The 25,649-nt window shown below is 59.0% G+C and carries 26 protein-coding genes; 16 read left to right on the top strand and 10 right to left on the bottom strand.

Annotated features, from left to right (window positions below; all coding sequences use genetic code 11):
• Positions 1–103: 103 nt before the first annotated feature.
• From LJD29_RS11975 to LJD29_RS11965, 3 genes are read right to left on the bottom strand one after another with little or no spacing between them, the layout of a single operon-like run.
• Positions 104–4,321 (bottom strand): translocation/assembly module TamB domain-containing protein, encoded by a 4,218-nt coding sequence (locus tag LJD29_RS11975; protein WP_446741769.1) that lies wholly within the window; start codon positions 4,319–4,321, stop codon positions 104–106.
• Positions 4,321–5,055 carry a peptidylprolyl isomerase gene (locus LJD29_RS11970; protein WP_446741768.1) on the bottom strand — a complete coding sequence of 245 codons (735 nt, stop codon included), beginning with the start codon at positions 5,053–5,055 and terminating at the stop codon, positions 4,321–4,323. Before LJD29_RS11970 ends, LJD29_RS11975 begins: the two co-directional genes overlap by 1 nt.
• The gene (locus tag LJD29_RS11965) at positions 5,055–8,138 is read right to left on the bottom strand and encodes a BamA/OMP85 family outer membrane protein (RefSeq protein ID WP_446741767.1); all 3,084 of its coding nucleotides are present in this window, start codon (positions 8,136–8,138) and stop codon (positions 5,055–5,057) included. Before LJD29_RS11965 ends, LJD29_RS11970 begins: the two co-directional genes overlap by 1 nt.
• 218 nt (positions 8,139–8,356) lie before the next feature.
• On the opposite strand from LJD29_RS11965, the gene LJD29_RS11960 reads away from it, so the two are divergent.
• From LJD29_RS11960 to LJD29_RS11910, 11 genes are all read left to right on the top strand, one after another.
• Positions 8,357–9,403 (top strand): ThiF family adenylyltransferase, encoded by a 1,047-nt coding sequence (locus tag LJD29_RS11960; RefSeq protein ID WP_446741766.1) that lies wholly within the window; start codon positions 8,357–8,359, stop codon positions 9,401–9,403.
• 156 nt (positions 9,404–9,559) lie between these two features.
• Entirely contained in the window at positions 9,560–10,192 is a 633-nt protein-coding gene (locus tag LJD29_RS11955) for an RNA polymerase sigma factor (RefSeq protein WP_446741765.1), read from the top strand.
• Positions 10,189–10,470, top strand: a complete 282-nt coding sequence (locus LJD29_RS11950) for a hypothetical protein (RefSeq protein ID WP_446741764.1) — start codon at positions 10,189–10,191, stop codon at positions 10,468–10,470. Before LJD29_RS11955 ends, LJD29_RS11950 begins: the two co-directional genes overlap by 4 nt.
• Before the next feature lie 68 nt (positions 10,471–10,538).
• Positions 10,539–11,090, top strand: coding sequence for a shikimate kinase (locus LJD29_RS11945; RefSeq protein WP_446741763.1), 552 nt, complete (start codon positions 10,539–10,541; stop codon positions 11,088–11,090).
• Positions 11,087–12,193: an AI-2E family transporter gene (locus LJD29_RS11940; RefSeq protein WP_446741762.1), complete on the top strand. Its 1,107-nt coding sequence runs from the start codon at positions 11,087–11,089 to the stop codon at positions 12,191–12,193. The genes LJD29_RS11945 and LJD29_RS11940 overlap by 4 nt, the downstream gene beginning before the upstream one ends.
• On the top strand, positions 12,193–13,041 hold the full coding sequence (locus LJD29_RS11935; protein ID WP_446741761.1) for a class I SAM-dependent methyltransferase: 849 nt from the start codon (positions 12,193–12,195) through the stop codon (positions 13,039–13,041). The genes LJD29_RS11940 and LJD29_RS11935 overlap by 1 nt, the downstream gene beginning before the upstream one ends.
• Positions 13,042–13,159: 118 nt before the next feature.
• On the top strand, positions 13,160–14,152 hold the full coding sequence (gene cyoE, locus LJD29_RS11930) for a heme o synthase (RefSeq protein WP_446741760.1): 993 nt from the start codon (positions 13,160–13,162) through the stop codon (positions 14,150–14,152).
• A gap of 3 nt (positions 14,153–14,155) precedes the next feature.
• Complete coding sequence (locus LJD29_RS11925) at positions 14,156–14,689, top strand: DUF420 domain-containing protein (protein ID WP_446741759.1); 534 nt, start codon at positions 14,156–14,158, stop codon at positions 14,687–14,689.
• Between the two features lie 20 nt (positions 14,690–14,709).
• Positions 14,710–15,024 carry a hypothetical protein gene (locus LJD29_RS11920; protein ID WP_446741758.1) on the top strand — a complete coding sequence of 105 codons (315 nt, stop codon included), beginning with the start codon at positions 14,710–14,712 and terminating at the stop codon, positions 15,022–15,024.
• Between the two features lie 60 nt (positions 15,025–15,084).
• The gene (locus LJD29_RS11915; protein ID WP_446741757.1) at positions 15,085–15,564 is read left to right on the top strand and encodes a single-stranded DNA-binding protein; all 480 of its coding nucleotides are present in this window, start codon (positions 15,085–15,087) and stop codon (positions 15,562–15,564) included.
• A 9-nt stretch (positions 15,565–15,573) separates the two neighbouring features.
• Positions 15,574–15,873 carry a DUF503 domain-containing protein gene (locus LJD29_RS11910; RefSeq protein ID WP_446741756.1) on the top strand — a complete coding sequence of 100 codons (300 nt, stop codon included), beginning with the start codon at positions 15,574–15,576 and terminating at the stop codon, positions 15,871–15,873.
• A 592-nt stretch (positions 15,874–16,465) separates the two neighbouring features.
• Here the strand turns inward: LJD29_RS11910 and LJD29_RS11905 are convergent.
• Positions 16,466–16,906: a hypothetical protein gene (locus LJD29_RS11905; protein WP_446741755.1), complete on the bottom strand. Its 441-nt coding sequence runs from the start codon at positions 16,904–16,906 to the stop codon at positions 16,466–16,468.
• A gap of 151 nt (positions 16,907–17,057) precedes the next feature.
• Complete coding sequence (locus LJD29_RS11900) at positions 17,058–17,213, bottom strand: hypothetical protein (RefSeq protein ID WP_446741754.1); 156 nt, start codon at positions 17,211–17,213, stop codon at positions 17,058–17,060.
• A 159-nt stretch (positions 17,214–17,372) separates the two neighbouring features.
• Here LJD29_RS11900 and rbfA point away from each other — a divergent pair, with 159 nt between their 5' ends.
• The 4 genes from rbfA (at position 17,373) to LJD29_RS11880 (ending at position 21,713) form a co-directional block, all read left to right on the top strand.
• Complete coding sequence (rbfA, locus tag LJD29_RS11895; protein ID WP_446741753.1) at positions 17,373–17,753, top strand: 30S ribosome-binding factor RbfA; 381 nt, start codon at positions 17,373–17,375, stop codon at positions 17,751–17,753.
• Positions 17,754–17,760: 7 nt separating this feature from the next.
• On the top strand, positions 17,761–18,747 hold the full coding sequence (locus LJD29_RS11890; protein WP_446741752.1) for a DHH family phosphoesterase: 987 nt from the start codon (positions 17,761–17,763) through the stop codon (positions 18,745–18,747).
• Between the two features lie 70 nt (positions 18,748–18,817).
• Complete coding sequence (locus tag LJD29_RS11885) at positions 18,818–20,563, top strand: ArnT family glycosyltransferase (protein ID WP_446741751.1); 1,746 nt, start codon at positions 18,818–18,820, stop codon at positions 20,561–20,563.
• A 172-nt stretch (positions 20,564–20,735) separates the two neighbouring features.
• Positions 20,736–21,713 (top strand): GNAT family N-acetyltransferase, encoded by a 978-nt coding sequence (locus LJD29_RS11880; RefSeq protein ID WP_446741750.1) that lies wholly within the window; start codon positions 20,736–20,738, stop codon positions 21,711–21,713.
• A 156-nt stretch (positions 21,714–21,869) separates the two neighbouring features.
• Here the strand turns inward: LJD29_RS11880 and LJD29_RS11875 are convergent, their stop codons facing one another.
• Genes LJD29_RS11875 through LJD29_RS11860 form a run of 4 tightly spaced genes read right to left on the bottom strand, consistent with a single transcriptional unit; the run spans position 21,870 to position 24,317 of the window.
• On the bottom strand, positions 21,870–22,049 hold the full coding sequence (locus LJD29_RS11875) for a hypothetical protein (protein WP_446741749.1): 180 nt from the start codon (positions 22,047–22,049) through the stop codon (positions 21,870–21,872).
• On the bottom strand, positions 22,049–22,441 hold the full coding sequence (locus LJD29_RS11870; protein ID WP_446741748.1) for a DUF6677 family protein: 393 nt from the start codon (positions 22,439–22,441) through the stop codon (positions 22,049–22,051). Before LJD29_RS11870 ends, LJD29_RS11875 begins: the two co-directional genes overlap by 1 nt.
• A gap of 48 nt (positions 22,442–22,489) precedes the next feature.
• The gene (locus LJD29_RS11865) at positions 22,490–23,662 is read right to left on the bottom strand and encodes a M24 family metallopeptidase (RefSeq protein WP_446741747.1); all 1,173 of its coding nucleotides are present in this window, start codon (positions 23,660–23,662) and stop codon (positions 22,490–22,492) included.
• Positions 23,663–23,672: 10 nt separating this feature from the next.
• Positions 23,673–24,317 (bottom strand): DsbA family protein, encoded by a 645-nt coding sequence (locus LJD29_RS11860; RefSeq protein ID WP_446741746.1) that lies wholly within the window; start codon positions 24,315–24,317, stop codon positions 23,673–23,675.
• Between the two features lie 113 nt (positions 24,318–24,430).
• Between LJD29_RS11860 and LJD29_RS11855 the strand changes: the two genes are divergently transcribed.
• Positions 24,431–24,835 (top strand): vitamin K epoxide reductase family protein, encoded by a 405-nt coding sequence (locus tag LJD29_RS11855; RefSeq protein ID WP_446741745.1) that lies wholly within the window; start codon positions 24,431–24,433, stop codon positions 24,833–24,835.
• On the opposite strand, the gene LJD29_RS11850 is transcribed toward LJD29_RS11855, so the two are convergent.
• The gene (locus tag LJD29_RS11850) at positions 24,832–25,626 is read right to left on the bottom strand and encodes a zf-HC2 domain-containing protein (RefSeq protein WP_446741744.1); all 795 of its coding nucleotides are present in this window, start codon (positions 25,624–25,626) and stop codon (positions 24,832–24,834) included. The two genes, LJD29_RS11855 and LJD29_RS11850, sit on opposite strands and share 4 nt — an antisense overlap.
• Between the last annotated feature and the right edge of the window lie 23 nt (positions 25,627–25,649).

Raw genomic sequence — 25,649 nt, 5'->3', positions numbered from 1 at the left:
GACGCCTCTTCCGCGAAGCGCTGCTAAAAGCGGATCCATCCCTGCATCATTGAACCCGAAAACTCTCCGCGGGATGCATCTTAAAGCAAATTTCGCGGGAATCCTATCGATATCGACGGCGAATCTTGAAGACGAGGCTGAAGACGCCCGATTCATCGCGCACAGCCAGCAGTGAGACGTTCTGCGTAATGTTCAGCTGTCCCTGGATCAGCTGCTGCGCCGTGGAGTTGACGTTCGTTGCATAAGTGAGGGTCGCGTTCTTTGAGATCTGCTGCTCGACCGTGATGCGGGCGGTTGAATTGCCTGTGCCGGTCACAAACGTCGGATCGATCTTTACGCTGCCGCCGCCGAAGAGCTTCTGGATACGGCTGCTGACCGTGGCATTCAGTGCACCGCCCAGCAGCGTATCGGCCGTACTGTTTACTCCCGCGACCTGCTGCTCGTTCGAGTAGATCTGCTGCTCTTCCTGCGTGCGCCCCATGGCAAGCAGGGCGAAGATGTCCTGCTCAGACAAGGGAGGCTCCGAGCGGAAGGTCGGCGTCAACTTGGCAGAGGTGCCATTCAACCCGATGGTGATGTCGTAATCCTCGACATGCGCAGTCGCGCTCAGATCGATCGTAGGCTCGATGCGCACCGGGTTGGCAAAGTAGATATCGCCATGCTGCAGCTCGTATTTTGTTCCGGCAAACGTAGCCGTGCCTTCGGTGACGGTGATGTGTCCCAGCACCGAAGGCTGCGCCACCGTTCCGCGCACTCGCAGGTTTATGTCTCCGGCCAGCTTGGCATAGGAGTTTTGAAAATCGAGTTCCGGCGCCGAGACCACGTGAATATCGAGACGCAGGTGGCTGGAAGGCGCATTCGGATCCGGCGGCAGCGTGACGCTTCCGCTCGTGGAGTTGAACGATGCGAAATCCAGATCGCTGTTGATAGCGAAACGCGTCACCGTCACGTTGCCGCTCAGCAGCATCGAGTTCTGCGTGCCCTGTAGCCGCAGCTTAGCATCTGCCATGGAGCTGACGCCCTGCGGATAGCGGATGCGAACATCCTTCGCAGTCGCCGTCAGATCGCCATACAGGCCCTGCTGATAGGCGACAAAACCGCCCAGCTTCAACTGGCCACCACCGCTTACCGCAGTCAGATCCTTCACGTCGAGCCGGTCCTGGTCGAAAGCCAGCGTGCCGTTCATCTGGCTTAGACCGTTCGGGAAATCCTCGAGAGCCATGTTCACGTTGGTGAACTTGACCTGCCCTTGCAGGCCGGGCTTCTGGAAAGTTCCGCTGGCATCCACATTGAAATCCACATGGCCGGATGAAGTGATGTCCGTATCGACGGTCTGTGCCAGCTTCATGTTGATAGACCCGTCCGCGTGCCCGTCCAGATCATGCTCGCCGCCAAAGAGAACCGCCGAGCCCTGCGCGCGAATGTTCGTGTCGTCACCGACGATGCGCATCGGGTCTAGATGCAATTCGCCGGCAATCAAAGTGGCGTGGATATTTCCATCGCTCTTCAGCGGGATTCCGCCGAGCGAAAGCGAGAGCTGCTGCACTGTTGCATCGCCACTCAGCTTGCGCGGAGTCTTCAGCGGGCCGCTGATATCGACCTTGCCGGAGATCGATGAGTGCGCTTTCACTCCGCGAACGTTGAACGTCTCGAGGATGGGATCGACGTCGAGGCTGGTGAGCGTAAGCTGCGCCTTCGTCTGGAAATCATCCGTAAGCTGGGTCTGTCCTTTCATCTCGAAGGACACATTCGTCATCTGCGCCTTCACGTCCATCAGCAGCGCATGTCCCTGGGTATGTGCATCTGCTTCGACCGACCCCGTTGCCGCATTTGCCAGGTTCAGGCCGGTAAGGTGAAGCTTTGCCTGTAGCGAAGGATCTTTAATGGTGCCGCTGCCCTGCGCCTCGAAATTCAATGCACCTGCCAGCGGATATTTCTCGCTCTTCAACCGCTGAATGTGCCCCAGGTCGAAGCCGCTGCCCTGCACGTTCAGGTGGTAGGCTTCGCTCTGCATGTTGTAACCTCCGCTGCCGGTGACCTTACCGCCGTCCTGCAAAAAGAGCAGGTGTTCGAGGTCGATCTCGCGACCCGCGAAATGCAGGTCGGTATTCAGGCTGCGGTAAGGTTCTCCCTCGAGCGTGCCGCTCTGTACCGCAAGATGACCTCCGCCGGACAGGTTGTTCAACTGGCCGTTCACCTGCGCGTTGAGATCGACCGTGCCGGTCACGGGAAAGCTCTGTCCCGCCATGGTGAGAAGGTCGGCGACAGAGGCCTTCTGCAAGGACGCATTCAACTGTATCTCTGACTCATCATCGAAAGCGGTGCGGTGCCTTGCGAGCTCGTGCGCATGCAAGGATCCGGAAAGATGAAGTTGCGTGCCACCCTGCACCAGCAATGCCTGGTCAACCGCGACCAGGTCAGGAGCATACTCCGCCTGCGCATCGATCGAATCGAGATGTACCGTTTTGGTTGAGGGCGCGGTAACGATGTTGCTTACCGTCTCAACATTCGCCGCTGCCGCAGGCGCCTGGGGAGACTGCGTGTAGACCAGGTCGAGGTTAGTGGCCTGCACATGGCCTTTTACGTCCGGCGTAAGAATGCCGCGCGTGACCGTACCCTGGAACTCTGCCTGCCCGTGCAGGGCAATGGGAATCGCATTGACTCCCTTCTTACCATTGGCCGCGAAGCCAAGCGTTGTCAGCGTGCGATCGAATTCGCCGAGATTCGACGTTTTCAAATCGACGTTCATCTGCGACGCGCGCTCGATCGGATAAACGCCAAGCGCACCGTTCACATTCAGATGCATTCCCGGCGTTTGAACAGCCAGGCTGCGGATATGAACGCTGCCATCGGCATTGTGATAAGCCGCATCTACCACACCATTCATCGGCACCATGTTTTGCGGAGCGCGCGACGACGGAGTGAGCACGACCTTCGCATCGGCAACCAGATTCTCAGCATTCCCCACCCAATCGACCGACGCTTTGCCGTTTGCCACGGTATTGAAACCGAGATCGCGGTAGCCCGGCGGCGAAACGACTTCCATCACCGAAGCCAGAGACATGCCACGCACATCGGCGCGGATCGATGCTTTCAGCAGGTTGCCTTGCGACACGGCACCTGCGCGCTTCGCTGTGAGCACCTCCCTGGCCGGGACCGAAGGCGCGTGCCAGTTCACGATGCTCACTGAGCCGGCTACCGTTCCGCCACTTGGCAGCTTCGCATAAAGATCGGGAAGCTCGAGATCATCCTGCGTGAAGTGAATCTTCGTTCTCGCGACAGCTCCAACCACATGAACAGAACCGATTCCGTAAGCACCTTCACGAACATCCGCCTGGCCGTCAACATCAAAGCCTGAGCCTGAGCCATGCGCCGCAAGCTGCAGGTTCACCAGACCCCGCTCAAGTCCCGGCAGCTGGGCGATAGCCTGTACCGTGCGCACATCGGCGGTTCCCTTCAGGTTGCCGCTCCACTGCGGCTGGGAGAAGTTTGCCAGCGTTCCGCTCGCATCCAGTGCATCCTTGCCGGTCTGCAGGTGCAGCGAGCTCAACGCAAGGCTGCTCCGCTTGAGCGAAGCCTGCGCATCAAGAATGGAGTGCACGGCCTGATTGCGCGCGTGCTGTGCGGCCAGATCTTCAATGTGGATCGTAGCGTCATAACGATCGGTAGTCGCCTGCGCAACTGAAGCCGGAACGTATTTGACGACAACGCCAAGATTATTGGCAGAAAGATTCAACGGCATCGACCGCTGGTTCACCACCGCCAACCCGTTACGAATTTCGGCCTCGTCTACGTCGAGATCGAAGATCGTATCCATCACGTGTTTATTTGAGGTTGACTTCACCTTCGGATGCGGCTGGTTGGTCGAGCCATCCGGATAAACGATCAGGTGCACCTGCGGCGCATCCGCCTCAAGATAGTTGAGGCCTATCTTGGTTCGCAGGAAAGTGATGATCTTCGCGCGCACGTACAGCCGGTCTACGTGTGCGTACGGCATCTCGCCTGGAGCTTCCAGCCCATGAATGGTGAGATCGTCGGCTTCCACTTCGAGATGCAGCACCCGCCAGTGCAGCGCGCCCAGCTCAACCCTGCCGCCGGTGGCGTTCTCAAGTGTGGAAACCAGCCTCTGGCGCACGCGGCCTTCAAACTCCGGCGTGCTCGCGTACCAGACTGCCGCCGCGAAGACAATCGCGACCAGCACGACGAGCGCGAGCAGCATGCGTCCGAGAACACGAAGCCCGGAGCTCGCAGGCGGCGTCGCCGCGCCCTGCTCCTTCGATGAGGGCGCGTTGGTCTCAGGCAGCTTTGGATCGTCGGCCATCAATTGTCCTCATCACTGTTGTTGCCTGAGCTCTGCCCATACGCGGGATCGAGTATCTGAACGCTGCCTTCATCGCGAAGGCTCTTCAGCCAGTCCTGCAGCAGGACATTTACATGCTGCTGCAACAAAATCTCCTGGATCCGCGGAGCCAGCAGACTCTCTGCCGGTGGCTTTTCATTCTGCTTCGCATACACCGGCAGAATTGACTTCTGGTAGTAGGTGTCGATCTCTTCTTTCGTGATGCGAATGCCGGTACGGAAGCGAATGTCGATAAATTTCAAAATCTCCAACCGCTGCTTCCAGTGCGCATCCACCTCAGATTCGGTAAGTCCATTCGCAGCGAGAAAATTCTTCCACCCTGAATCGGTCGAGCACTGGTAGCGCCTGCAGGTTGGCAGATGCTGACGCAGCTCAGCCAGGGACTTCTGTACTTCTTCGTCGCTGACGCTCGTATTGAGCTGCTGCTCCTTCATCTGCTGCAGGATCAGTGTGCGATTCGCCAGTCTTCTGCCGGCGCGTTCCGGTGTATTGTTGCGGCCCTGCGTCGAGAACGGCTCAAGCGCCGCAAAACGCTGTTCTTCATCCACGTCGCTCTGCAGCAGAACATCTCCGTTGATAACGCCGATAACGTGATCGAGTACCACCGGCTTCCCCTGCGTATCGGCCTGCGCACAGCATCGGCCACCAGCCACAAGGACCAGTCCGCAGATCGCGTTCGCCAGCAGCCGCCGCATCAGTAAGCCTGCCCGATGCTGAAGAAGAAGTTGAAGTGTCCCGCCTGCCCCACGTATGGCGGAATTGCCTGGCCATTCGACAGCGTGCCATAGGTGACGATAACCGGGTAGATCGGCGGATTCAGGTTATAGCTGAAGTCAAGACGGATCGGCCCAATCGGCGTGTGGTAGCGAAGCCCAAGGCCAATGGCATGGGAAAAATCGTTGAAGTTGCAGGTTCCGGTTTCGTTCGTACTCGAAGAGCGGACGGCCACTTGCTGGTCGGCCGCGCTCAGATCCTTGCAGGTATAGCTGTGCGGCTGCTTGATGCGGATAATGCTCGGCCAGATATCGGACGACTTGTCGAAGACATTGCCCATATCGTGAAACAGAACAAAGCCAAGAGCATCGCCTAAGTAAGGCAAACGCGGATTCGGAAAGCGCAGTTCCGTGCTGTTTGCAAATACCCCCGCACCGCCGATTGGAAAGCCGGTGAGCGAATCGCGCGGGCCTGCCGAATTAATCGAGAACCCGCGCAACGACTGTGCGCCACCAGCATAAAGCCTTTCCGGCAGGGGGATATATTCATCCGCTGGATCGCCGAAGGCGCGCTCAAAGCCAAAGCGCGTGCTCCGCGCCAGCACAAGGCCTTTCTTGTTCACGGTGTAGTAGCTGGAGTTCGTCATGTCCATGCGATTGAAATTCGCTTCCGACGCGAACACCTTATCCGTCACGAATTCTTCCACCGAGTTATAAGTGCCCGACTTCGCATCGAGCGCTGTGGGGCGCCTCGTATCGCGAATCCATGTGACACCCGGACCGCCTACGCGCACCGGCTCCGACACCAGGGGAATCTCGTTCGGAGCAACCTGCACGCTATTCGGATCGACCTTCACCCGGCGATATGTGAACTGGTAAATCAACGTCGTCGGCAACGTTGGCCGATGCGTCAGGCGAACCGTGCCTTCCAGTCTCGATGCGGCGTATGTCGTCACATCCTGCGCATTCGTGTAGCCGCCGCTCATCGAGAAATCGAACTTCGGATTGTTGAAGATGTGCGGGCTCGAGTAAATCAGGCTCACCAACTGCTCGAGCGTTCCGTATTCTGTGCGAAGCGTAATGGACTGGTTGCGGCCCATCAGGTTGAGACGCGAAACGTCGAAGAGCACCAGGGGGCTCGCGCCGGTCTTGCCATTCGGGCTGCAATTCGCCTCGTAGCTGCCGGGGTTAATGCCTAACTGGATCAGGCTGGCGGGGTTTGGGCAGTTGGTCGAAGGATTGCCCGTCTGTGCCTGGAAGCCAAAACCGTAATCCACATCCCAGCGCTTCGCTTCCGTAAACTGCAGCAGTACGTTCTTCCGCTGCTCGTTGCCTGCGGGATTTTGCACCGCAGCATTGACTTCGTTAAACAGCGTCAGGTCGTACATCTGCCGCTGCGTCTCGAGCAGCGCGGACTGGTCAAGCGGCTGGCCTGGATGGATCAACACGTGCGGAGCAATGGTGCCGGGCCTGGTGTAGTGAAGGCCCGAAACAAGAATCCGGTTTACGAAGATCTGCTCGCCTTCCTTGATACGGAAGGTGACATTGATGTGGCTCGGATCAGCCTTATCCGTCTGCTGATCGATATTGACCTCGGCGTGACTGAAACCCTTCTTCAGGTAGTACTCGAGGATCGCATCCCGATCCCCAATAATGCTCGAAGCTGAATAAGGCTGGCCGCCTTCAAGATTCAGCAATGGACTTAGCTGGTCCATCGGAATCTGGTTTTCGCCCGCTACGTTGTAGGTTCCGATCTTCTGCTGCTGGCCCTCGTCGACCTGGTAGGTCACAGTGAGCGCATCGGCCTCGTTTTTCCTGTTGGAGGCAACAGCCTTCACCTCGGATGTCACCTTTACATTGCTGAAACCGTTGCTCTGGTAAAGATTCGTAATGGCGTTGATGTCCGCCTGGGTCAAAGCCTGGCTGTAAGCTCCGTAGCGCAGAAACAGGTTCGATTTTGTCACGCTCAGACGAGGCTGAATCACATCCGTGCTGAAATACTTGTTGCCCTTGATGTGAATCGACAGCACGCGGTGACGATCTCCGAGCTGGACCGCATATTCGATCAACGTGTTCGTCGGTGAAGCCGTTCGCTGATGCGAAACCTTCACGTCGAAATATCCATCGCGCTGGTAATAATCGCGAATGCGCCGGTCTCCTTCGTTCAGAAGATCCTCGTCGACCGTGCCTTCCTGGTAGACGGGCACAAGATTCCTGATCTTGCCGTCGCTCAGCTTCACGCCATTCACGACGATCTTTACGGTCGGACCCTGTACCGCGTTGAAGCTGTAATTCAGGCGATTCGTGGCATCCTGAAAATCCTTCGACTCCAGCCCGACATTCGCCTCGAGGCGCTGCTGCTTCTGGTAGTTTTTTCGCAGGCCGGAGATTGCGCGGCTGACAGTGTCTCGGTTCACCTTACCGTTCACCTTCAGCTTGCCCTTCCTGCGAAACTGCTCGTTCGTCAGTCCTGAATCGCCCTGTACCTTTACGCTGCCGACACGTACCTGCTTGCCTGTATCGACGCGGTACTGCACATCTACCTGTTCGTCCGCGCCATCCAGCGTCGTCGTCCGCGAAACCTTCCCCTGGTAATAGCCGTTTTCCTGAAGAGTCTGTTGCAGGAGGTCGTCGGCCTGTTCCAGCTTTCCCTCGTTGTACTGCGTACCAGGGCTCAGTCGCGTCGCACGTTGCAGCTGCGTGGTCAGGCGGTCGTTCTTCACACCTCCCACGGTGATCTTGCCTAGAAAAAGTGTCTGCTTTCCGCTGAAGATGAGCGAGACCTGGTCTCCATGGCGAATGCCCTGCACTTCGATCCCCTGGTACAGGCCTGTCGCATACAGGCGGCGCAGGCTCTCGCGCACATCCTCGGCACGCAGGGGCTTCCCAACCTGTAATGGCAACTGCGCTGGCAGCGGAGACAGGCGGATGCCGTCGACACCTGCAAACTGAACGGACTCGATCTTCAGGCCCGCCCATGCACGCAGGCTATCGGTGGCGCTGGCGTGCACGGTCGACGCCGGCGCCGCCTCGCTCGATGGCTGTTCTGCTGGACTACCTGGCACACCTGTCTGCTGGCTCCGCAAGACGGGATGCGCTCCGGACCCGAGCATCAAAATCAAACCGGCCGTCAGGGACAGTTGGCGGCGGTGACTCTGGCCCTTGATTCGCGACAAAAACAATCAAACCTCGCCTTACGCGGAAAGCTGCTCTCTAAGATGCTGTCTCCAGTAGAGATCGCGGCCCTGCACCCTCAACTCGACTTTTATACTAATCAAGACCGATGCTTGCTTCTGACAAAACTTCCGCCCCCTCCGGGTTCCCTGAGCGCTACTCCCGCCAGATTCTCTTTCCAGGTATCGGAGCTGCCGGCCAGCCACGGATCGCTGGAGCGACGGTCGCACTGATCGGCTGCGGAGCCACCGGCGCCGCGGCAGCCAGCCTGCTTGCCCGGGCCGGCGTAGGGCGACTGATCCTGATCGACCGGGACTTCGTGGAGGAAAGCAACCTGCAACGCCAGGTGCTCTTCGACGAAGCCGATGCTCGCGAATCGCTGCCCAAGGCCGAAGCAGCCCGGCGGAAGATTGCGCTGTTCAACAGTGAAGTCGAGGTACAGGCACATATTGCAGACTTGAACCCTGCAAACATCCATCAGTTGCTGGCAGGGGCCGACATCCTGCTCGACGCTACCGATAATTTCGAGACCCGCTATCTGCTGAACGATTATGCAGTCGAGCAGGGCAAGCCGTGGATCTATTCGGCGGCCATCGGCAGCTACGCCGTCTCCATGAACATCCTGCCCGGCGACACGGCATGCCTCGCCTGCATTTTTCCCGAGCCTCCCTCGGGCACCGTGGAGACCTGCGACACCGCCGGCATTCTGAACTCCGCCGTCAATTTCGCCGCATCGCTCGCCGTTACGGAGACCCTGAAGTTTCTGGTGGGGCCGCCGGCAAAGCTGCGCCGCACCCTCCTCTCCTGCGATCTCTGGACGAATGACTGGTCGCAGATCAAAGCCGGTCATCCGCGTGCCGACTGCGAAGTCTGCGGCCGGCGCGACTTCCGCCATCTGCGCGGCGAGGGACGGCCGCATATCACGCTCTGTGGGCGTAACTCCGTTCAGATTCATGAACATAACCGCCCTGTTGACCTTGCGGAACTTCAGGCGCGCCTCAAACCTCACGGCCAGGTAAGGTTCAATTCCATGCTGCTGCGCTTCGACCGCGAGGGATACACGATGACCGTTTTCGCAGATGGACGCGCGGTCATCCAGGGTACGACGGATATTTCCGTTGCGCGCACTTTGTATGCCCGCTTCATCGGGTCGTAGGCCGGGTAAGCGGGCTGGCAACCATCTGGAACCGCGGCGATTCTAAATTCGCAGTTCCAGTTGAAAACCCATCCAGCTATGACAGCGACCCAGAGAATACCTTCCGCGCTCCAGTCCCCCGTCAATGGAGTTATAAATGAATCAAAGGACATGCTCATGAGCGCAGGGCCTACCCCTGTCAAATCGACACACCAGCATTTGCGCCGCAATCCTCCGATTGCCGGTGAAGCAGAGGCCATTGCCGCAGCGCAGGCCGGCGACGCCGCCGCGTTTGAGACCCTCTACTCCCTGCATAAGCGTCGCGTTTACTCGCTTTGCCTGCGCATGCTCGGCAACGTTGCCGCCGCAGAAGACCTCACGCAGGAAGCCTTCCTGCAGCTTTACCGCAAGATCGGAACCTTTCGCGGAGATTCCGCTTTCTCGACCTGGCTCCATCGCCTGTCGGTCAACGTGGTGCTGATGCACCTGCGCAAGAAGGGTCTGCCACAGGTTTCGCTCGAAGAAGCGCTCGAACCCAGCCAGGATGACGGCCCACGCAAGGATATCGGCGCCCGCGACCTCCAGCTTTCCGGCTCCATCGATCGCGTTACGCTCGAGCGTGCCGTCGAAAACCTGCCCCCCGGCTACCGCCTGGTTTTTGTGCTGCACGATATCGAAGGTTACGAACACAACGAAATTGCCGACATGCTCTCGTGCTCCATCGGCAACAGTAAATCGCAGCTCCACAAGGCCCGCATGAAGCTGCGCGATCTCCTCCGCACCGGTCAACGGAAGGAGTCTCACGCATGACCGATAATCAGACACAGAAAGACACGATGACCTGTTCGGAATTCCAAGAACGACTGCCCGAGCTCTTCGAAACGCACCAGGACCTGAGCGCGGAAGATCATCTAAAAACCTGCGAGCAGTGTGCTGCCCTGGTACGCGACCTTGAATACATTGCCCAGCAGGCAAAGCTGTTGCTTCCGATCCACGACCCAAGCCCCGCTGTATGGAACAACATCCAGACGGCTATCGATCGTGAACCGGCCGACAGTTCGCCGCAGGTGAGCAGCGGACAGCGCTGACATCGCTGCTGCGGCGGTCCATATAATCTGTATTCATGAATGGGAGCACGACAGGGATCCCCGCCGCGGTGCGACGTATTGTATTGACCGGCTTCATGGGAGCCGGCAAGTCGACCGTTGGCTCCCTTCTGGCTGCCCGTATGGGCTGGCGCTTTCTCGATTCCGACACGCTGATTGAAGAGCAGACCGGCATGACCATCGCCGGCATCTTTGCCGCTCAGGGCGAGGCCTCCTTTCGCCTGGCTGAAGCCGAAGCCATCCGGTCAACAAGAGATGAAGACGCCATCGTACTGGCGCTGGGTGGCGGCGCGATCGAGAACGAGGCCACGCGCCGCATCCTCGAGGAAATGCCGGACACCTGCATCGTCTTTCTCGATGCCCCGCTTGAGATCATGATCGATCGCTGCCTGAAGCAGCCCGGCGCGGCCGAGCGTCCAGTCCTTGCCGATCGCGAAAGGCTGGCACTGCGCTTCGCAAATCGTATGCCGCATTACCGTAAAGCGCATCTGACCATTACAACGATGGGGCTGGAGCCGGATGCCGTAGCCGAAACGATTTTCCAGACCGTCGGAGAGCAGTCAGCCATCTCATCTCAAAACAAGGACCTGACCCACCGATGAACGACGCCGGTGATAGCCCCGCAAATTGTCACACCCGCGAGCAGAAGGCTCCGCATGTCCGCTCCTCCCGCGGAAACATTACATTCGCATTCGCCCTGGCCCTTGTGCTCTACACCGCCTGGCATGTTCGCGATGTGCTCGTCCTCCTGTATGTAAGCGCACTCTTTGCCGTGGTGCTCATGCCGATCACGCAAGGCATCATGAAGCTGCGCATCGGCAAGTGGCAGCCGGGCCGCGGGATGGCTGTCTTCCTGCTGCTCATGGCCGTTGCCCTGGGTGCTACCCTATTCTTCCTCTTTGCGCTGCCTCCAGTCGTTCGGGATCTTCATGAGTTCGCCCTTGAATTGCCCACACGAGGCCCCCAGCTGCTTTCGCGTATCCGCAAGCTGCCCTTCAGCCAGCGGGTCGACGTAAGCTCTCTAAACGCGAAGCTGCAGGATTTCGCCTCCAACTTCGCCAGTTATCTGCTGCTCTCTATTCGCGACTGGGCCAGCAAACTTTTCGACATCATTACCGGGGTCATTCTCACCGTCTATTTCATGCTGGAAGGGGAGACCGCCTATCACTGGCTGCTGTCCTTCTTCCCGGTGAACCAGCGCAAACGCCTTGACTGCACACTGGCCCAGGCGGAAGTACGCATGGGCAAATGGCTGCTGGGACAGGGCCTCCTCATGCTGATCCTGGGAGTCAGCAGCACCATCGTCTTCCTCTTCCTGCATGTTCGTTACGCCTATGCCCTTGGAGTTCTCATGGGCGTCTTCAACATCATCCCCATCGCCGGCGCTCTCATCTCCATGAGCCTCGTCGTTCTGGTTGCCGCCATCGATTCCTGGGGACGAGTCGCCGGCGTGCTCATCTTTTACGCCATCTACGCCCAGGTGGAAACCTCCTACCTTACCCCGAAGATCATGCGCACCAGCGTCGACCTGGCTGGCTTAGCCGTCATCGTAGCCCTGCTCTTCGGAGCCGCGCTCGCCGGGATCGTGGGCGCCATGGTCGCCGTGCCAACCGCCGTGCTCGTCGCCGTGCTGCTTAACGAGTACGCCGTTCAGCCTGAGCCGATCATCGCCTCGCCGGAGTCGTTCGGAAATATCCACTCCTGATGCACGAGGCTCAGCCATCCCGCACGGCGCTCCGTGTGGCACTGCGTCGCGCCGCGCACCAACTCTTCGACACACCAGTTGTCTTCGAAGATCCGATGGCGGTTCCCATTTTGGGATCCGCCTACGCCGCCGAGCTGGAAAGAACGCCGAGACGCTCTGACCGCCCCTATTCCACGGGACTGCGTGCTTTCCTCGTCGCTCGCAGCCGCTACGCTGAAGAAAATCTCAGGAGCGCCGTCGAAAGCGGGGTTCGGCAATATGTTCTCCTCGGAGCCGGACTCGACACCTTCGGCTATCGCAATCCCTACCCCGGATTGCAGGTCTTCGAAGTGGACCATCCAGCCACCCAGGCGTGGAAGCAGGAACTGCTGACGCGCAACAACATTCCTGTACCAGCTTCAACCCATCATGTCCCGGTCGACTTTGAGCGGCAATCGCTGACGGTCGAACTGCAGCACTCTGGATTCGATCCCAATCGGCCTGCCTGCTTCGCGTGGCTCGGGGTCGTGCCATACCTCACCCCTGAAGCCTTCCGGGCGACACTGGGCTTCATCGCGGAACGCCCGGCCGGAAGCGGCGTCACCCTCGACTACGCCCAGCCCCGCTCGGTACTGCCCTTCCATGAACAGCTTGCACACGACTCCATCGCATCCCGCGTGCAGCTCTCCGGAGAACCCTTCCGGCAATTCTTCACGCCGGAAGAGATGGCCCACGAGCTTTCGGCCTTCAACAGGATCGAAGATCTCGGCACCGCCGAGATCAATGCCCGTTACTTTTCCAACCGCTCCGACGGATTCGAAACCATCGGCAAGGCTCCACGGCTGCTCTCAGCCTGGAAAGACCGGTAGGTCAGGGCTTCAGCTCCTGAGGCTTAACACCGGAAATCTCCTTGGCGGCCCGGGCCCCTCATCCACATCATCGAGGCCATTTCCGCATCACACGCCCGTGGATTGCTATCATTAAAAGGTGAACCCCGCTCCACTGACAGCAGAGGCGGAAGTAAAACCGCCGGCCGAGACTCCGTCTGCCAAAGCGACGGCGCACGTGCCCAAACATCTGCGTGCAGGGGAGACGGCATCCCGCATCGCCGACTACAGGGAACTCTTCAAAGACCGCGTCACCCTCATGGTCATGCTGACCGCCTGGGCCGGCTTTTATCTCGGGTCTATGCAATCCGGCATCAGCAGCGTACAGCCGGGACTGGTCGAGGCCCTGATCGGTATAGGTCTTGTCTCCGCCGGATCCGCCGCCCTGAATGAATGCATCGAGCGCAAGCTCGATGCCAAGATGCTGCGCACCGCCTGGCGCCCCGTGGCTTCCGGACGCATCGGTCTCGCCCACGGCATTCTCGCCGGACTTGGAGCCATCGCGCTCGGCTCTATCGTTCTCGCCCGCGAAACCAATCTGATTACCGGCCTGCTGACGCTCATCACTGCCTTCACCTACGTCGCGGTTTATACACCGCTGAAACGCTACACCAGCCTCGCGACTTTTATCGGGGCCTTTCCCGGCGCTATGCCGCCGCTTCTCGGCTGGACAGCCGCCCGGGGACGCATCGAGTGGCCCGCCGTTGCCCTCTTCGCCATTCTCTTCATCTGGCAGTTTCCGCACTTCATGGCCATTTCATGGCTCTATCGCGAGGATTACGGACGCGCCGGCATCAAGATGCTGCCTGTCGTGCAGCCTGATGGCTGGTCGACCGTGCTCGAAGCACTGACTTATGCCGTACTGATGATCCCGGCAAGCCTGTTGCCGGTTTATCTGCATATTGCGGGATATTTCTATGGAGCCGCGGCGCTGATCCTCGGGCTTGTCTATCTCGCTTACACGATTCGCTTCTCACGCATCACGAAGGTTCCTTCCGAATCCCGGATGTACGCCCGCGACCTGCTGAAGGTCAGCGTGATCTATCTGCCCCTGCTGCTGACCGCCCTGATGTTGAACGCCAAAGGAAGATAAGAGATGCAGACCGCCGAATCGAGCAACAAGGCCATCACCACCATCGTCGGCATCAGCGCGGCCGCTACGGCTTTTCTGCTTTGGCTGTTGTACGTGCATCACGCTTCTCCTGCGTTCGCCAACCGTTTCAACTTTCTGCCCGCGCTCGACGCCGTGCTGAATGCGCTCTGCTCCATCTGCCTGGTCATCGGGTTCTCGTTCATCCGGAGCAAGAACATCGCAGCGCACCGCGCTTCGATGATCTCGGCTTTCGTCTTCTCGTCTCTGTTCCTGGTCAGCTACATCGTCAATCACGCCATTCATGGAGACACGCACTTTCCGGGACATGGGATCGTGCGGCCGATCTATTTTTTCATTCTGATCAGCCACATTCTGCTGTCTGTGGTTGCATTGCCCATGGTGCTGACGACTTTCTTTTTCTCGCTGACCGGACGTTTTCCGCAGCATAAGAAGATCGCCCGCTTCACGTTTCCGATCTGGCTCTATGTTTCAGTCACCGGCGTTGTGGTTTACGCCATGCTCGCCATCTGGCGGTAGGTAGGAAAATGCCGACGGTTATGAAGCAAAAACCGGAGAGCGACCCGGAATCCACCCGGCGGGAGCTGCACCTGGCGGCGCGGCGCGAAAGTGCGGCCGACGATTACGGCACTCGCCAGCTGCTGCGCAGCGGCGGATGGACCCTCTTTGCCGGCGTGCTTGCGGCTGCTGCCGCACAGTTCCTGTTCGGCGGCATCGGACGTCAGGGACCGCATACCAATTCGGGCTGGCTTGCGATGATCGTTGCGCTCAACTGCCTGCCTTTCGGCCTGCTGCTCTTCCTGCTCGGCTTCGCAAAGTGGCTGCGCAACCGGAACCTCAGAAAACGCCAGTAATCTGGCGCAGACAAATCACCCTGTTATCCTTCTCAGAACAAACAACGGAGCACCGCAGTTATGGCAAAGACCGTCAATAAAGTCACCCTTCTCGGCAACGTAGGCAAGGATCCCGAATTTCGCGCCACCGCCGGCGGCATGACCGTCGCCAGCTTTTCGCTCGCGACCACCGACCGCGCCAAGGACCAGACCGGCAACTACGTCGACAAGACCGAATGGCATAACCTCGTCGCCTTCCAGCGCACCGCCGAGATCATCCGCGACTACGTGAAGAAGGGCTCGAAGATCTACATCGAAGGCAAGATCCAGACCCGCTCCTGGGACGACAAGACCTCCGGCGAGAAGAAGTACCGCACGGAAATTCTCGTGAACGAGCTGGTCCTGCTCTCGGGCCGCAGCGAAGGCGGAGACGGCGGCGGCTACAGCCAGAACCGTGGCAGCTCGTCGTCCTCATACGACCAGCGCCCGGCAAGCGGCGGCGGATACGGCGACGATCTCGTCAACTCGACCGAGATCACCGACGACGATATCCCCTTCTAACGAACCGGCATGGCTGTCGCCTGCATGACGATTGAGCTGCGCATCGAGCATGCGCAGTCGCTGAAGGACCGCCGCCAGGTGGTCCGCAGCCTCAAGGAAAAGCTCGCGCACGGCTTCAACATCTCCATTGCAGAAATGGACGAAGCACTCACATGGCAGAACGCCACGATAGGCGTTGCTGCCATTTCTCTTTCCCGGGACTATCTGTCAGGACTAATGCGGCAGGTAGAAGACGCCGCCACGCGCATCACGAACGATCTCGGAGCCCAGATCGCCGATTGCTGGTGGGATTTCGTTGAGGAAGTCTGAAGCGCCACCCAAAATGGATGCCCCATCCAAGCTCCGCTTGGGTGGGAAGGGACACACTCAACACAGACACAAAATGCTTCACCTAATGTCAAAAACTGAAGACGAGGCCGGGAAACATCACACATCCCACCCAAGCAGAGCTTGGATGGGGCACCCGTGCAAATCAGGCAGGTCAGGGCTTTAGCCCTGACATCATTGAGCGTCAGGAAAAAGGGCTTCAGCCCCTGAGGTATCGCACGTGACGCGAGCCTCCTCAGCGGCCGAAGCCGCTCACCTCTCATGAATCTATTCGCGGGGCTAAAGCCCCGCGCTACCAAGCTGGAGACTCCATCCACCGGAACCGCTGGGTGCCCCATCCAAGCTTTGCTTGGGTGGGAACGAACACACTCGACACAGGCACAAAATGCTTCACCTAATGTCAAAAGCTGAATACGAAGCTGGAAAGGTCGCACATCCCACCCAAGCAGAGCTTGGATGGGGCATCCGCGCATGTTAAGTGACGAGCTTTGTGTCAGGGCACGGCTTCAGCCGCTGAGGGAAATCCCACCCCACATCTCAGAAGCGAACTGCGGGGCGCCTAGCAGACTCGACATCAGGCCTGAGAAAAATATCGCTCGTGGACATGGAAGACGCCGTGAATCTTTTCGGGATTGCGGACGCAAATTTGAGTATGCGTCTTGTGGTGAAATCCCGAGTTTGGGTAAACACGTTCTCCTTCGGTGAAAACACCGCGAACCGTGTCAAAACTTCGTTCTCCGGCTTCCTTCCGCGCGACATGAAGGTAGTTGATGACGGCGCAATCGAGATTGCGAAGAAGGAGGTCGTGTCCTCCGAGATTTTCCGGCATCGGAACGCCTGACACAGCCATCACTGAAGTGAAGTCGGCATAAGCCTGCTCGACCACCCGGATGCCGTTGGAACTGATTAGATCAAGGCAAAAGCCGGGGTCGATAACAGCCCCGATCACAGAGGGCTGGACCGTGCGGCCTTCAATTTCTAGAATCCGCGCGGAACGTACCTGCGCCCACTCCATCGCCCTATCAGGATTCGACTCCCAGAAGTAGATGCCGGAACCAAGCCAATCATAAGAGTTTGCACTCGGCTCGAAAGGCTCATTGGCGAGCAAAAGCTCAGCTGTGTCCCGATCACAACCGTGGTATCCAAGTATGAAGGATGTAGAGAGGCTATGCACCTTGCCGATATGGGGCGGTCAACTCTCCGGTGTTTGTGGCGAAACCGGCTTTAACCAGAAATGCGAGGGCTTTCTCTTTGGAGGCAGTTACCTCTTCACGAAGGCTGTGCATGGCTTCAACCGACTTTTTCAACTCTTGTTCGCTCATTGCCATTTCCTTCGACTCTCAGGTGAACTCAGTATATCGCCTCAGGTTCAGGAGCAATACTGAGAGGAAACAATTCGCTTCGGAACGACTAGCGATTCTTCCCATTTTGATCCCGCGCAACCATCTGGTATTCTCAATCGTTTAACCAAGGAACGAGAGATGCCGGAGCAAAGGGCACGTCAATATCACCGCGACAGGGTTGCTGAGACCCTCCGTGAAGAAGTAGGAGCCATGATCGAGGGAGAGTTGTCCGACCCTCGCATCCGCTCTGCGTATGTCACCCAGGTTGTCCTGAACCCGGGCGGAAAATCCGCCATGGTTTATGTTGCCGTCGAAGGCGGCAAGGAAGAAGAAGCCAGCACGCTCGATGGCCTGATGGCCGCGCGCGGCCACATCCGCCACGAGCTGCTTGAACGCATGGGCGTGCGCCACGTGCCCGACCTGACCTTCCTCATCGACCGGTCGGAGAAGCTGACCGCCCGCATCGACGAGTTGCTCAGCCGCAAGCGCACCAAAAAGGCACCGGAGAACCCCAGCTAACTCACCCATGCAGCAGCGCAACGACATCCACGCAGTGCTCCACGCCATCGAACGCGGCCAGCGTTTCGCGGTGACGGCGCACGCGCGTCCGGATGGCGATGCCATCGGCTCGATGCTGGCCTGCGGCATGATTCTCGAACAGATGGGCAAGGACTTCGACCTGGTCTCGTTCGACAGGGTTCCGCGCATTTACAAGGAGCTGCCCTGCGCGGACTCGATCCGGCAAACTCCGATCCTCGAGGGGGAATACGATGCCGTCATCCTGCTCGAATGCGACAGCATCGAGCGCAGCCGGCTCGCCGGTCTCGAAGGCCGCTTCCTCATCAACATCGACCATCACCTGAGCGGCAAGAACTTCGCCGATGTGAACTGGATCGAGACCGAAGCCTGCGCCGTCGCGGAGATGGTCTACGACCTCGCTGCTATCTCTGGCGTGCAGGTCACACCGGAAATGGCAACGTGCCTCTACACGGCAGTCCTGACGGATACCGGCGCCTTCTGCTACTCCGGAACCGATGCCCATACCTTCGAGCTGGCCAGCGACCTGGTGCGCCAGGGAGCAGACCCGGCTCTGATCGCCCGCCGGACATATTTCACCAATCCCGCGGCAAAAATGATGCTGCTGGGCGCGGCGCTTTCGAACCTGCACCGCGAAGGCGGAATCGCCTGGATGTGGATCACTTATGACGACATGCTGCGCACCGGCTCACAGGAAGAAGACTGCGAGGGGCTGGTGAATTACGCTATCGGCATCGCCGGAATAGAGGTAGCCGTCTTCATGCGAGAGCTCGAAGACGGGCGCGTGCGGCTCTCTCTGCGCAGCAAAGGCACCCTCAACGTCGCCAACGTGGCCGAGAGTTTCGGCGGCGGCGGCCACCAGCACGCCAGCGGATGCACCCTCGACGGTCCGATTCCCGACACCACTGCACGCATTCTGGACCATCTGCGGCTGGTCTGCGGAGTCACCCTGGATAACAGGGCGGCAATCGGCTGAATCCACGGTCGTCGTTATCGCGGCTTTGACCTTCAATCTGTTAGCCTTAACCCGGAACTCCTTGAAGACTGTGGGCATTTCTTCCCGACTGAAAACGTTGCTTTCCGGCCCCTCGGGGCTGCGCTCGCGCATACCCGCTCCCGCAACCGTGTTGGAAGCCGCCACGCTCCTCATTCTGACGTCTTTCTTCCTGTTCTATGGGCTCGTTCCGATCTTCGGCGGCGCCGGAATCGGACTCGTCGGCGCCGATGAGCCGCGATATGCGCAGGTGGCGCGGGAGATGCTCACCCGCCACGACTACGTCACTCCAATCCTCTGGGGCAAACCCTGGCTGGAGAAGCCTGCTCTTTACTACTGGCGGGCCATGTTCTCCTTCCGCGAGTTCGGCATCCACGACTGGTCGGCGCGCCTTCCTTCGGCCAGCTTCGCGTTCATCCTGGTTACGCTCATCTACCTGCATATCCGGCGCTTCCGCCGCGGCGGACAACTGGACGCCGCCCTGATTACCGCCTCCTGCGCCGGCATTCTCAGCTTCGCGCGCGGCGCTTCAACAGATATGCAGCTTGCCGCGCCCCTCTGCATTGGCATGCTGGGCTGGTACGCGTGGTACGAGACGGACAGCAAATTCTGGCTCTTCGACCTTTATTTTTTCGTCGGAGCCGCCACCCTGGCCAAGGGACCGGTCGCCCCATTTCTGGCCATCGTGATCATCCTGGCCTTTGCGGCGCTTCGCAGGGAATGGTCGATACTGCGGCGAAGCATCTGGTGGCCTGGGGTGATTCTTTACCTGGCGATGGTCCTGCCCTGGTTCATCGCCGTCCAAAAACGAAACCCCAACTTCCTGCGTGTCTTCTTCCTCGAACATAACCTGGAGCGCTTTGCTTCCAATCGCTTCCAGCATGAGCAGGCCTTCTGGTTCTACATTCCGATCGTGATTCTGTCGATGACGCCCTGGGCCGTCATTGCCATCGCGGCCTTCGCCGATGCGGTACGACAGTCTATCGCAGAGTGGAAGGCCCGGCGCGCCAAGTACCACTACATGGGCAACTTCCGCGCAGGGGATGCCTTTCCGGAATTCCTGGTCCTCTGGGCGCTGGTCCCGATCATCTTTTTCTCTTTCTCCGAATCGAAGCTTCCCGGCTATATTCTTCCCGCGATTCCACCGCTGACCATCCTCACCGGCGACTACCTGAACCGCATGCGGGAAAAGGGGCTCAAGCCGTGGCTGCTGATCGCACATGCCGTGCTTACCGGCCTGCTGATCGCGTTCGTCGTACTGCTGCCGCTGCACCTGCAGCATCCCGAATCCGTACCGCCGTTAAATGCCATCGTCGCCGGGGGCATGACGGGGTTCGCATCCGCCGTCCTCATCCTCATCACCGTGTACCGTTTTGGAATCAAACGTTTACGCATCGCCACGATGGTTCCCATGGTGGTGATGCTGGTCTTCCTGTTTGGCCTTGGACCCTTCTTCGGCATTCCCGCGATGGCAGCCACCAAGCGCAACATCGCCCTGATCGACCTCACCTACTCGGCGCGTCCCCTGGCTAAGATTTTGACTCAGATCATGCAGCCGGGCGGCACGGTCGCTGTATACGAGGTACGGCGCGATCTTGAATACGGCCTGTCCTTCTACCAGGACCACGAGGTCACCAATTACGATCGGGATGGCATTCCGGCTCAGGGACATATCCTCGTCACGCGGCAATCGAACGTTGGCAAACTCGAGCATTTTCTCGAAGGCCGGCACTACGAGCCACTCTTTACGTATCCCGCGCAGGATCTCGTCATCTATTCAGTAGCAGCACGGCAGTAGTGCGGTAATTAGGGCATTACCCAGCAGTTGCAGCGTTATCGGCTGCGGTAATATCGGATTGTCTATCTGCCGTGGACCGCGAAGCATATATTGGCCATAGAACAGCCATTGCTCTCGTCCCCGTCTGGCGGTACGATGGCCCTCTTTACCTTTCGCGCACGAGGAGACTGTAGTGACACCGGCTCTCCAACTCGAGATACTCGATCTGCGGCACTTCTCTGCTGCAAGCCTCCGGCCGTTGTTGGACGCCGAATCTCGCCTGTGGAGTGAACGGCTGGAGTGGGATTATCGCTCCTCCGCCGACCTGCTGCTGCAATATCTTGACTCGCGCCTGCTGCCTGGCTACGTCGCCATCGAGAACGGAAGGGTTTCGGGCTATGTCTTCTGCGTTTATGAAGAACACAAAGCCGTAATCGGCGACGTGTTTGCCGTCAAATCGCAGTATTCCGACTCCTCCGCCGCCGAGATCGAATCGAGGCTGCTGGAAAGCCTGATCGAGTTGCTGCAGGGTTCTCCCGGAGTGGAGCGGATCGAGTCGCAACTGCTCCTGCATCCTTCCGGTGAGCAGAAGGAGGTCTTTGAGCGCAGCGGCTTCCAGATTTACACGCGCCTGTTCATGCGATTGGCCCTGAATCGCACCAGGAAATATACGCTGCCACCTGCTCCCCAGGGATACCATGTGCGGCAGTGGCGCGAGGATGACTTCAACAATGCCGCGCGCCTGATCGCGGACGCCTACCGGGACCACCTGGACAGCCACATCAACGACCAGTACCGGTCGGTCGCAGGTTCGCTGCGCTTCCTGCACAACATCATCCGCTTCCCGGGATGCGGCTTCTTCGATGCCTCGGCATCGCGCGTGCTGGTGCATACCGCCACCAACCATCTGACCGGGCTGCTGCTCTGCTCGCGGGTCCGCGAAGACGTAGGACATATCACGCAGCTATGCGTCAGTAAGGAATGCCAGGGGCTGGGTATCGGAGCGATGCTGGTGGAGCACTGCGCCTCACACCTGGCAAGTCATGGATTCAAGTCGTTGACCCTGACCGTGACCATGGGCAACAAGAATGCCGTCCGGTTGTACGAGCGCGTCGGCTTCGAGGCCATGCACCGTTTTGACGCTATGCTTTGGGAAAAAAACGCCGGCTGAATAACCGTGCCTTTTTCATCCCGCTCTTTTACCTAGTCATCTCGAACGCAGTGAGGCATCTGCGCTTGGACATGGTGGCAGAGCGAAGAAAATGCCGACCCCGCACTCCGGCCGGGATGACAACTCTTCTATAAGCTTGTTGAACTCGCGGATCGCCTAGCGGCGGATCAGCCACATCACCCAGCTGGCCACGATCACCGCTCCCACGAACATCACCCAGCAGTAAAGCCCATAACGGACCATCGCCTTCGTGGTGGAACGCTGCGTGATGCCGAAGACCACCGATGCAAAGGTAGCGAACAGCAGGACTGCAAAGAAATGAGAGGGAGCGAACATCAGGCCTTCCTCCCGGTGCGCAGATTGTGCGCGTCTACGGCAGAGATGAAATTCAGCAGGCCGGCCACGACCACAAACTTGGTTCCGTAGTCGGCGGTAGCAATCTGAGCGGCTCCGTGGCCGAGGTCGAGCAGGCGCCCTACGATGTAAAAGAGACCACTGCCCAGGTCTCCGGCAAAGCCCAGCATGGCGAGAATGTCGCTGGTGTTGGCCTGGTAAAGCTCGCCCTGCATGGCGAGCCCAAGCGCAAACATCGAACCGATCGAAACAAACAGCAGGATACCCCGCACCCAGCGCCCGGTCAGCACGTGTCCGGCACCCGGAACGAGCCAGCCGAGAATCAATGCGGAATAGGGGAAGCCCTGCGAGGAAGTCCCTGTTTTTGCGGGCACTTGAACCTTGGAAGCCATCTCTTTGGAATCATACCAGCCTGCAGCCGGCTAGATCCGCACCAGCTCCTGTTGCACACGGCCCGTGGACACAGCCTTGCCCGGTGTCGTGATCATATTCAACTCGCTGCGCACGCCGAAGGGGTCGAGATAGATCCCCGGCTCGACCGAAAAGCATGTATTCGGCAGAATCAGCCGCTCGTCGTGGGTCTCCAGATTGTCCAGGTTTGCGCCATTCCCATGCAGCGTGCTGCTGATGTTATGGCCGGTGCGATGCGTGAAGTATTTGCCGAAACCAGCGTCGACGATCACCTTGCGGCTGGCGTCGTCCGCCTGCCATCCGGCTATGGGCCGCTGCTGCGCAAATGCCTCGCTCACCGTACGGACCGCGGCGTCGCGTGCATCACGAACCGTTTCGAAGACCTTCTGTTCTTTTTCGGTTGGCTCACGGTCGACAACGCCGGTCCAGGTAATGTCGTAGTAGCAGGCTCCGGGATGGTTCTGCTTCGCCCAGATATCGATCAGAACGAAATCTCCGCGACGAATCTCGCGCGAACTATCTGCTTTCGGTTCGTAGTGCGAATCCGCGGCATTTTCGTTTACCGAAACGTTCGGACCATTCTCCCAGACCAGCCCCTCGCGCTGCATGGCCTCGTTGAACCACTTGACCATGTCGTATTCGGTAACCTTTGACTGTCCTGCTCGCACCCGGCGGCCAATCTCACGGAAGCCGTCTTCAAGAATGGCGTCGATCGCCTTTTGGGCTGCGTAGTGGCTGACGATCTGTTCCTCGGTCAGCACGGCTTCGAAGCGGCTGACGAGATTCGCAGAACTCACAATCGTCTTGCCCAGCTCGCGCAGCACCTCCATCGTGCCGGCGTCGAGCATCGAGACGTACATGATGGCGTTGCGTGGCGAATACTGCATGGCGATGGTCTGGTGCGGAGCCAGCATCGCCTGCAAGCCAGCCTCCAACTCCTGCCACGAGGAATACTCGGTCTTCGCTCCCGGCAACGTATCGAGCCGTGCCGTTTCGATGCGATGCACCAGCTTTTTCGCCTCACCCTGCGCGGGAATCAGGTAGTACCAGCGGCGCGTGACGTGCGAGTGCTCGGGCAGGCCGAGGATGGTATAGGCAATCGGATCACGGTGATGGTGGTCGTAAAAGAGCCACGCATCCGCGCCCTGCTCCCGGAGAGCTTCCTGTATCTGATCGATCTGCATGGCGGCTATCTTACTTCTTCGCCTTTGCAGCCGCCACGTGCGCCGGTGCTCCATGGCTTGTCTGCGCAATGGCCTCATCGATCATCGTGTAGAGGCGGCTGAAATCGTGCACCTCGGTATACGGAGCTGCGCCGCCTGCACGGTCGGTCACAATCCACACAGTCGGCGTCTGGTGAACACCCATCCGCTCGGCCAGCGAGCCGTCAGCCTTGACGGCATCGGTCAGCTTACCCTGCGGATCGATTGCGAACGGCAGCGGCGTGCCATGCTGCTGCGCAAACTTGTCAGTGAAGGCACGCAGATCGTCCTTGGTCTCGATGCTCGGCTGGTTGGCGAAGACGGCGTCACGGTATTCGTCACCGAGCGTCTTCGACTTGGTATCGAACCAGCGGGCATTCACCGCAGCCTGGAAGCTCCATGCGTGCATGGGAAGGGGGAAATCATGGCGAATCCACGGAATCCCATACTTTGCAGCGGCACCCTTCAGCACCGGATTCTGCTGTGCGCACATGGGGCATTCGAGATCGGCAAATTCAAAAAGAGCCACGTGCGCGCCCGCAGGCGGCTTCAGGATCGACATATCCTGTGCACGGCTTGATTGTGAACCCAACAGAACGACGGCGGCGGTGAAGGAGAGCAGAATATTCCGTAACATAGCAGGTGAATTAATCTTATCCCTTTGACGGATTAGGGAGCGAGTCGGCTCAGCGTGCGTCTAAGAAAAGAAATGATGAAAAGAACCGGCGTCAGCCGGACAGGAAAGGAACTATGCGATTTCTGATAGCGCTGCTCGCCCTTGCCGGGGCAATTGTTTCCATCCAGGCCCTGCGCGTGCATTATTCCCACGACGTACAGCCTTGCGACATTAACGCGCACTGGGATTGCGGCATCGTGAACCACAGCCGCTACGCCGAGATTCAGCACATTCCCGTAGCTGCCATCGGCATCGCCGGATATCTCGGGCTGGCGCTTTTTTCCTTTACCCGCCGCCGCGCCCTCACACTCGTCGCGTCAATCATCGGCCTGGCGTTCGCACTCTATCTCACCAATATCGAAGCGCATAAGCTCGAGGTCTGGTGCCTCTACTGCGTCATCTCGCAGGGCATCATCGCACTCATCACACTGTCCAGCATCATCTGGATGTTCATCCCGCAGCGTCGCCCGGTCTTTTAATAGCCTGCCGACACGCGACGAAAGAGCGCGGGCATGCGATTGCGCGCCTGCGCTTCACTCAACGGAACCTGGGTATTGAAGTACTTCTTGTATGCGGCGATCCAGTCGCCGGAAATCTCCCTCTGCGCCGTCGCCAGATCCAGCCTGCCGTCACACACCATGTCATGGAACCTGTCTTCCAGTTCATCCTTGATGTGGGCGTTCCATTCAGTCGAGCTGTACGGCTCCGGCCACAGATTTTTAGGATCGTTCGCGCCGCCGAGCTGCGGCGTGATCAGGTAATCGAGTTCATAGGAACGGCTGGTGGAAACCGGCAAACCATAGTCGTCAAAGACCTGCTGCTTTACCGCCTGCGCCACCTCCGGAGGAGCATCGCTATCGGACATGCGGCACAGATCGGCAACCGCTGCCGGCTGCACAGCTCCCGGCGTAAAGCGGCGATCGGGCAGTGAGAGATTGGCAGTCTGCGAGGATCGCGCCTGCTTTTGCGCGGACAGAAGCCAGAAACCCGCTCCCACCATGACAAGCAACATCGCAGCGTAGGCCATGGGACGCCAGAAACCGGTTCGCATCTCCGGCTCGGCCGCCTGCATTCGAAGCTGAGCCTTGAGCGAGGCCCTGATGGCCGGATTCACAGAGGCTTTGCGATGAAAGCGATCCTGGTGCAGCTCGACGAAGTCCGCAATGGCCAGCTCCGTCCGCGTCGCGCGGGCCCTGCACTCTCCACAGGAGGCCAGGTGTCGACGAAACCGCGTAGCCTGATCCGGCGAAACCTCTTCATCCGCCAACATCAGCAACTCCTCATCGGACAGGT

The sequence above is a fragment of the Silvibacterium acidisoli genome (assembly GCA_022870745.1).
Lineage (GTDB): Bacteria > Acidobacteriota > Terriglobia > Terriglobales > Acidobacteriaceae > Silvibacterium.
This window is presented reverse-complemented; position numbering and strand designations above follow the sequence as displayed.

Bases quoted from the DNA above. Each gene is read 5' to 3' on its own strand.
- LJD29_RS11975 (WP_446741769.1), bottom strand. From the start codon at position 4,321: ATGGCCGACGATCCAAAGCTGCCTGAGACCAACGCGCCCTCATCGAAG.
- LJD29_RS11970 (WP_446741768.1), bottom strand. From the start codon at position 5,055: ATGCGGCGGCTGCTGGCGAACGCGATCTGCGGACTGGTCCTTGTGGCT.
- LJD29_RS11960 (WP_446741766.1), top strand. From the start codon at position 8,357: ATGCTTGCTTCTGACAAAACTTCCGCCCCCTCCGGGTTCCCTGAGCGC.
- LJD29_RS11955 (WP_446741765.1), top strand. From the start codon at position 9,560: ATGAGCGCAGGGCCTACCCCTGTCAAATCGACACACCAGCATTTGCGC.
- LJD29_RS11950 (WP_446741764.1), top strand. From the start codon at position 10,189: ATGACCGATAATCAGACACAGAAAGACACGATGACCTGTTCGGAATTC.
- LJD29_RS11940 (WP_446741762.1), top strand. From the start codon at position 11,087: ATGAACGACGCCGGTGATAGCCCCGCAAATTGTCACACCCGCGAGCAG.
- LJD29_RS11935 (WP_446741761.1), top strand. From the start codon at position 12,193: ATGCACGAGGCTCAGCCATCCCGCACGGCGCTCCGTGTGGCACTGCGT.
- LJD29_RS11925 (WP_446741759.1), top strand. From the start codon at position 14,156: ATGCAGACCGCCGAATCGAGCAACAAGGCCATCACCACCATCGTCGGC.
- LJD29_RS11920 (WP_446741758.1), top strand. From the start codon at position 14,710: ATGAAGCAAAAACCGGAGAGCGACCCGGAATCCACCCGGCGGGAGCTG.
- LJD29_RS11915 (WP_446741757.1), top strand. From the start codon at position 15,085: ATGGCAAAGACCGTCAATAAAGTCACCCTTCTCGGCAACGTAGGCAAG.
- LJD29_RS11910 (WP_446741756.1), top strand. From the start codon at position 15,574: ATGGCTGTCGCCTGCATGACGATTGAGCTGCGCATCGAGCATGCGCAG.
- LJD29_RS11905 (WP_446741755.1), bottom strand. From the start codon at position 16,906: ATGGAGTGGGCGCAGGTACGTTCCGCGCGGATTCTAGAAATTGAAGGC.
- LJD29_RS11900 (WP_446741754.1), bottom strand. From the start codon at position 17,213: ATGAGCGAACAAGAGTTGAAAAAGTCGGTTGAAGCCATGCACAGCCTT.
- rbfA (WP_446741753.1), top strand. From the start codon at position 17,373: ATGCCGGAGCAAAGGGCACGTCAATATCACCGCGACAGGGTTGCTGAG.
- LJD29_RS11890 (WP_446741752.1), top strand. From the start codon at position 17,761: ATGCAGCAGCGCAACGACATCCACGCAGTGCTCCACGCCATCGAACGC.
- LJD29_RS11875 (WP_446741749.1), bottom strand. From the start codon at position 22,049: ATGTTCGCTCCCTCTCATTTCTTTGCAGTCCTGCTGTTCGCTACCTTT.
- LJD29_RS11865 (WP_446741747.1), bottom strand. From the start codon at position 23,662: ATGCAGATCGATCAGATACAGGAAGCTCTCCGGGAGCAGGGCGCGGAT.
- LJD29_RS11860 (WP_446741746.1), bottom strand. From the start codon at position 24,317: ATGTTACGGAATATTCTGCTCTCCTTCACCGCCGCCGTCGTTCTGTTG.
- LJD29_RS11855 (WP_446741745.1), top strand. From the start codon at position 24,431: ATGCGATTTCTGATAGCGCTGCTCGCCCTTGCCGGGGCAATTGTTTCC.
- LJD29_RS11850 (WP_446741744.1), bottom strand. From the start codon at position 25,626: ATGTTGGCGGATGAAGAGGTTTCGCCGGATCAGGCTACGCGGTTTCGT.